At 49.9% G+C, this 6,359-nt stretch carries 5 protein-coding genes; 1 reads left to right on the top strand and 4 read right to left on the bottom strand.

Annotated features, from left to right (window positions below):
* Positions 1-598: 598 nt before the first annotated feature.
* The 3 genes from ACFPYJ_RS19780 to ACFPYJ_RS19770 form a co-directional block, all read right to left on the bottom strand.
* Positions 599-835, bottom strand: coding sequence for a hypothetical protein (locus tag ACFPYJ_RS19780; protein WP_379189920.1), 237 nt, complete (start codon positions 833-835; stop codon positions 599-601).
* Between the two features lie 428 nt (positions 836-1,263).
* Positions 1,264-2,217, bottom strand: a complete 954-nt coding sequence (locus ACFPYJ_RS19775) for an acetylxylan esterase (protein WP_379189919.1) — start codon at positions 2,215-2,217, stop codon at positions 1,264-1,266.
* 29 nt (positions 2,218-2,246) lie between these two features.
* Positions 2,247-3,455, bottom strand: a complete 1,209-nt coding sequence (locus ACFPYJ_RS19770) for an MFS transporter (protein ID WP_379189918.1) — start codon at positions 3,453-3,455, stop codon at positions 2,247-2,249.
* 252 nt (positions 3,456-3,707) lie between these two features.
* Here ACFPYJ_RS19770 and ACFPYJ_RS19765 point away from each other — a divergent pair, with 252 nt between their 5' ends.
* A complete protein-coding gene (locus ACFPYJ_RS19765) occupies positions 3,708-5,753 on the top strand; it encodes a putative bifunctional diguanylate cyclase/phosphodiesterase (protein WP_379189923.1) in 2,046 nt (681 codons plus the stop codon).
* Positions 5,754-5,779: 26 nt separating this feature from the next.
* Here ACFPYJ_RS19765 and ACFPYJ_RS19760 read toward each other — a convergent pair whose 3' ends face one another.
* Positions 5,780-6,334, bottom strand: a complete 555-nt coding sequence (locus tag ACFPYJ_RS19760) for a GNAT family N-acetyltransferase (protein ID WP_379189916.1) — start codon at positions 6,332-6,334, stop codon at positions 5,780-5,782.
* Between the last annotated feature and the right edge of the window lie 25 nt (positions 6,335-6,359).

Here is a 6,359-nt window from a genome sequence, read left to right as displayed (position 1 = left end):
CCTCGACCTTTTTATTTTAAGTATACAGGTCTTCCATTAAGGCGTGTCTACTAAATAGTCTAACTGCATATCCAGTTATTACAGCCAAAGTAGGCTCCCTATCAGCCATCGGGGTTGATATAACTGTATGAAATGCAGTATAGCTGCCCTCTAGATTCAAAATCACTCTCTATACTGTATGAAATCCAGTTTAGTTAGCGGCTAGGAGAATATGTGAGGTGTCGTTCGGAGAATCGCACAAGCAGTTCTGCCTGGCACAGGTGACATGGATGGGCATGCCCATCCATTCAGGGCCGCGTCCCCAGAAAGCATTCACAGGCATCTGCCGGAGCCCAACCCGTGACAACGAGTCACGCTGGACTTCGTCTACCGGCATCACCGACTGTTTGCCAGCACCTGAAACAAACGCGTACAAATAGGCATTGGGGCCGGGTTGCCACGGAATTGTATTTCAATGATAGAGGTCTTCCTAGTTTCGCCCATTAAAAAATCCCCTCCAAGTAAACTGTAGTGCGCTTGTTATACGCTGTCTGCTTAAAGGGGATCATTCAGCACTGCCGCGACTTATTTGCACTCTTATTCTACACGAGGAAATCCTTTAACTGCTGGGGTCAGGCTCTGTGAAAGAGAAAGAGACGACGTAGTCGAATAGAATATAGGTTTCTTTGCCGGTATCGCTTGTTAACGTCAGAAAAGTTGGATTAAAAGCATGCAGCAGTCCGTTTGCCATACCGGCTGTCGTCATCACGTCCATCTGCTTACCTTTGTTTCTTTGAAGAAGTGCATGCAGGATGGTCCCCGGTATGACAAGCTTGGAGGTTGACTCCAGTGCCATAGCTTATCCCCTCTCTATTTGTTCTTCTCGGATGCAGGCGGACATACCAAGGCGGCGCAAACGCCAATTCAGTGACAGCCGCCGATTTCGGTTATACTTACTCAGCCGTGCGCAGCGCAAGGTACGCTTGACTTTGTGAATGCGCATACTCCGGGCTAAGGATCGTTTCTTCTCCCAATTCCTCCGCTTATTAACAAGCAAACTTATCGCCTCCCCCAGATAGCTGCTGCTATATCGTATCGCTTCAAGGCAGGAACGAACTAGGGAAGTCCCTATCTTTTAGAAAAATGGTTGTTTGCCTTCACTGTTCAATGGTCTAAGCTGCTGCTCAAACCCACCAAACCCATCAGACGCAAAAAAGCTATCCCCCGCAGCCAGCTGCCGAAGGATAGCTTTTTCATTTCTTGTCCATCACAGGTTTTACAGTCTTACTTGAACAGACTGCTCAGAAACTGGATCCGCTCCCGGTTATGAAACTCGCCGACCTCATGGCCGTTGAACGGATAATCGTAGATTCTCTTATCGGTATTAAGCCGGTTGTAGACGGCATAGATGGTTTCCGGCAGACAGACGGTGTCCTTCCAACCAACAGACATCAGAACTGGAGCATGGATGCGCGGAGCCAGGTTGAGCATATCGAAGTAGGCCAGTGTTTCCAGCACAGGTTCAAGCTGATCGGGATATCGCTTCAGGTGCTGCGCGATTTCCGTCAAGGAGCCGGTTGAATGGAGGACTCCGTAATCCATATGGCACATATTCGGAATGTCGGCGATGATTGCAGCGACACTGCTGTGGAGCGCACCTGCAAGCAAGGCCAGACCGCCGCCTTGGCTGACGCCGAAGACCGCAATTTTATGGCGATCCACCTCTGGAAGCTGTGCGGCAACATCGACGGCTCTGACGGCATCGATCGTAATGGCTTGATAATAGGAATGCTCCTTATCGGCTAAGCCCATCGAGACCCAGCCTTTGGACGAGCCTGCTGCCTCGGGCAGCCGGTTGCCGGTCTCTCCGCCTTGACCCCGAACGTCCACAGCCAGAACCGCATAGCCCAGCAGCAGCCACTCGGCATATCTCTCCGGATAGCCTTTATCTCCGGTATACCCTGGGAGTGTGACGATGCAGGGCAAGCCCTGGCTGTGTTTCTCCGCGGGTACCATATACCAACCGTGGATAGGCGTATGATCATAGCCTTCATAGGTTAGCTTCTGAACGGTAACGGAAGGGAACGGAGAATCCGAAGGTTCCAGCTTCACTTGAAGAGGCTTGTCCTGATAGGCTTGCAAAACAGAATCCCAATAAGCTTCAACTAGTTCCGTTTCGATGGTCAAATCGGGCATATACTGCTCCAAATCACGCTTGCGACGGCTTATAGCATGCATAGGCAACCTTCTTCCTGTTCAATGTATAACTACTGTCCGATACCTACCTCAATGACTTTCACGGCTTTCGTACTGCGGCGGACGGAAGCGCTCGCCCACATCATAACGAGCAGCAGCACCAGCGCTGTCGCAGCGAAGAACCAGCGTACAGCCTCCGGTCCTTGCTGATCCAGCAGCCAGCCTGTACCCTTGGGCAGAAGAGCGCCGCCGATGCCGCCGAATGCCATAAGCAGGCTTGTTGTACGTTCCGTCATGCCGGGCGCTGCGCGATTAGCAAAGACAAGCGCAATGGCGAACATACCTGACATGGACAGCCCGGCCAGGAAAGTGAGCACGAGTGTCGGTGCTGTTCCCGTCATTAAAGTCATCAGCATGAAGAGCACACCTGCAGTTAGGCAGGCGGCAAACAAATAGACGGACCCTCCAACCCGATCGGCAATCTGGCCGGATACCATACGTCCGATAACCATGGCTCCCCAGAAAATGCTTAAGGTGAGCGCGGCCGTGGAATCCGATAAGCCGTTGCCTAGAACGAGAACAGAAGGCAGATAATGAATATAGCTCATCTCCAGCCCTACATAAATGGCGAAGAATAGCGCACAAGCAGCAAGAATCATGAATGTCCGCTGCTTTGGCGGGTGGTCAGCTGAGCGCTTGTCCGGCGTTTCCTTCATCTGCGCCAGTGCCGGACTGTCAAGAATACCCGGCCAGCAAAGTGCCCATAGAATAAGCGTTGCGGTCGACAGTAAGCCGACAATGCCGAATGAGAGCTTCCAGTAGCCGGACTGGATAAGTGCAGCTCCCGCAAAAGGGATAAGCAGCGCGCCGACCCCGAAGAAGGTTTCTACGCGGCTCATCGCCGTATTCGCACGTTCTCCGGAAGCGCCGATAATAAAGGAGCCGACCACCGTCTCCGTCATCCCAATCCCGATTCCGGCAATCGGGGCAATCGTCAGCATAATGCCCCAAGGCGGAAGCAGCGTATACAGAAACTCCGCTGCGGCCATCAATCCCAGCGCCAGAAGCAGAACAAACTTTTTGCCGAATCTCTGAATGCACCAAGGCGCGCAGACAATACCGAATAGTCCGCCTAAAAACTGATTCATAACCAGCTGCCCGCCATCACTGTAATCAATGCCGTAGGCATGTACCATAGGCTCCATAATAGATCCGACAACAAGCTGACCCAGACCGACGATCAAATAAGCAATGCAACCCAAGAAGATAAGCCGGGTCATGATATCCATCTCTCCCCACACGTTAAACTCGGTATTAACTTTATCATAAAATTAGGAGGGATAACGATAATAAAATAATGTTTTGCTCATCCTGATTTGGAATATTTTTATGTTTTAAAATCTCTTATGAAATTGTCGAAAAATAGCGTTTTTTTCTTAGTTTTACTTTTTGTTAAATTATAATGATGAGTGCTGCTTCAAAAAAGAAAAGTTACGATAAAGTCGGTAAAGAAGGTCGTGCAGTTGAATCTTATGAATGGGCATTATAACGGTATGACGGTGCTGCTATCCTTTCTAATTGCAGCAGCGGTCTCATACTCAGCGCTCAGTTTAGCCAATAAAATATCCCGCGAGAGCGGGAAAAGCCAGAGGGCATGGCTGGTCTCAGGCTCCTGCGTTGTAGGCGTGGGGGTGTGGTCCATGCATTTTGTCGGTATGCTCTCCTTTCATATGAGAGTGGCCGTGGATTATAATCCGCTGATTACGCTGCTATCGATAGCTGCAGGTATTACGGCTTCCTTTATTGCTTTCCGCTTTACGACCGTCTCAGAGGCAAGCATCCGCCGTGTTATTCCTGCGGGCTTTTTTATGGGCAGCGCAATATTGGCTATGCATTATTTCGGGACGGCAGCGATTAAACCGCCCATTCTAGTCTCCTACCGTTATCAGGATATTCCTCCTGCTATCCTCATAGCTTATGCCGCTTGCTATGGTACCCTCTATCTGTTCCGGCGGGCCCGGAATACACCAAGTATTCATATGCCAATGAAGATGCTATATGCGAGTATGCTGGGGCTGACGATATGCGGCATTCATTATCTGGCGCTGGAAGCGACTGAATTTCGGCTTGATCAGACGAATGGTCCGCAAATGTTAGATTATATGGCGGAATCCGAGCCGTTCCTGCTCGTCGGTGTCGCCATAGCGACCTTTGTGCTGCTGGCGATCTCATCCGGTGTTATTTTCTTTGACCGTAATGTGCTTGAACGGATGGCGTATACCGACTCGCTTACCAGCTTGCCTAACCGTCATCATCTGACCCGGTATTTCGAGTCCTCTTTCCCGGGAAAAGAAAGCGGGTTTCTGCTGTTTATCGACCTGGACCGCTTCAAAACCATTAATGATACGCTGGGACATGACGCCGGTGATTTATTGATTAAAGAGGTTGCCATCCGGCTCAAAGAAGCTTCATCCGGCGATCAAACCGTATTTCGGCTCGGCGGCGATGAATTTCTGATCGCCTCGGCCAAGGGGAGAGAGCCGGAAGCATCCGCGCTTGCCGATGTCATCATTGCAGGTATCAAACGGCCGTATTCGATTCTTGGGAACGAAATTTATGTGACCTCCAGCATAGGCATAAGCTTGGCGCCTGAGCATGGCATGAACCGGACGATGCTGCTGAAGGCGGCCGATATGGCGATGTACCGGGCGAAGGGTGCGGGCAAGAATCAATATAAGCTCTTTGATAAAGAGACGGACCGGCTGCTTGTCCGCAAAATGGAGCTCGAGCGGGACCTGCGCAAAGCGCTTGTGAATGAGGAGCTGGAGGTTTATTATCAGCCCAAATGGGATGCGGAGAGTAATCATGTATCCGGCATGGAAGCATTGATACGCTGGAATCATCCCCGGCTTGGCGTGGTTATGCCGTCTGAGTTCATCCCAATCGCAGAGGAAACCGGGTTGATCGTAGCGATGACCCGGTGGATGATTCACGAAGTATGCAGGCAAAATACAGCATGGCAGTCTCTTGATCTTCTGCATATCTGCATTTCTGTTAATATGTCGATTCGCGTCTTTGAGAGCGGCTTACTCGGCGAGATGGTTGAAGAAGCTCTTCAAGAAACCGGAATAAAGCCAGACAACCTTGAGCTGGAAATCACCGAAACGATTGCCATGTATGACCTGCAGGATACGATTAAACAGCTTAAGCAGCTCAAGCAGCTCGGCGTGCGAATCTCGATGGATGATTTTGGGACGGGATACTCCTCGCTGGGAAGTCTGGATGAACTGCCGATCGATGCCTTGAAGATTGACCGATTATTTATCCGGCAAAGTGATTTGACCTCCAAGCAAGCCATTATTAGCGCTATTATTACGATAGCAGGGCAGTTGAATTTGGAGGTCATCGCCGAAGGCGTGGAAACAGAGGAGCAAATGAGCTTCCTGAAGTCGCGCGGCTGCCGTGTCATGCAGGGTTATTATTACGGGAAGCCGATGAATGCCAAGGACATTGAGAAGTGGCTGGAGCAGCCCGATAACTCGAAGCAAATCAAGCAAATACAACTGTCGGATCAATGAGGATGCGCCGTATGACGGCAGATGAGTTAGATGGATTTAGTCATAAGGATTTCGAGAGGCTCATGATCGAGCAGCAGGCATCCGGCATCAAGGTAGCCTAATTTTCTGTAAAAGTGCTGAGCCTCTTCACTCGCCAAGGTAGAGGTCATGACGCGCTTACAGCCTTTTTCCTTCATTTCATTCTCCCACCATAAAACGACTTTTGTTCCAATGCCTTTGCCCCGGCAGCGTTCATCCATCCAAATCATATTCATAAAAGGCGTGTTGTCCCAGAAATATCCAAACCTCATAAAACCGAGATAGATCCCTTCTTGGTCACGGATGATGGCTATTTCTTTTTCTGTTATTTTCCTGCCAATTAAGTCCGACATTATATGGTGATCCTGCTTGGCGATGTAGTCAAAATCCAGCTCCGTTGCGTAGTCAATTTCATTAGGGTAACCGCTCCTTTTAAGAACAATATAACGAAGTGAAGTCCCTGAAGATAGCAGCAGACCGATCAGGGTTATTTGCTGCGCAAAAAGCCTGCTGAGCAGTCTCTCAGGCGAGCTATATGCATTTATGCCACATAGACTTTGCATAGAACGAATCACACGATTCCTGATC

The organism is Paenibacillus solisilvae, from assembly GCF_042656405.1.
Taxonomy (GTDB): Bacteria; Bacillota; Bacilli; order Paenibacillales; family Paenibacillaceae; genus Paenibacillus_Z; species Paenibacillus_Z solisilvae.
Note: the sequence above shows the minus strand (reverse complement) of the source record. Positions and strands in the feature narration are given on the sequence as shown.